Annotated in this window: 1 protein-coding gene; it reads left to right on the forward strand. The window is 74.3% G+C overall.

What is annotated here, in order from left to right; genetic code table 11:
• A partial coding sequence (locus EAD96_RS00185) for a MaoC/PaaZ C-terminal domain-containing protein (RefSeq protein WP_255498947.1) occupies positions 1-541 on the forward strand: 541 nt, incomplete at both ends.

Consider the following 541-nt stretch of genomic DNA (forward strand, 5'->3'; position numbering starts at 1 on the left):
CTCGGTGGACCAGGGGCATCTGGCGGACTACGACCGGGTGTGCGGGTTCCGGCTGACCGACCGGCTGCCGGCGACGTACCTGCACGTGCTCGGATTCCCGCTGTCGCTGCGGCTGATGACGGGTCCGGGCTTCCCGATCCCGCTGACCGGCGTGGTGCACGTCGCCAACCGGATCACCGTGCACCGGCCGGTCGAGGCCGGCGAGCGCGTCGACTTCCACACGTACGCGGAGAACCTGCGCCCGCACGAGCGGGGCCGCCAGCTCGACGTGGTGCTGGTCGGAACGATCGGCGGCGAGGAGGTGTGGCGCGGCGTGTCCACGTACCTCGGGAAGGAGCGCGCCGCGGGCGGCGGCCCGCGGCGCGACCGGGGTGACCGCCCGGCGCCGCCGGACTCCTCGGCGCGGTGGCGGGTGACGCCCCGGGTGGGTACGGACTACGCGCGCGTCTCCGGCGACCACAACCCGATCCACACCTCGAAGCTGGGCGCGCGGCTGTTCGGTTTCCCGCGCCCGATCGCGCACGGCATGTGGAGCAAGGCC

The organism is Micromonospora sp. BL1, assembly GCF_003667485.1.
Lineage (GTDB): Bacteria > Actinomycetota > Actinomycetes > Mycobacteriales > Micromonosporaceae > Micromonospora > Micromonospora tulbaghiae.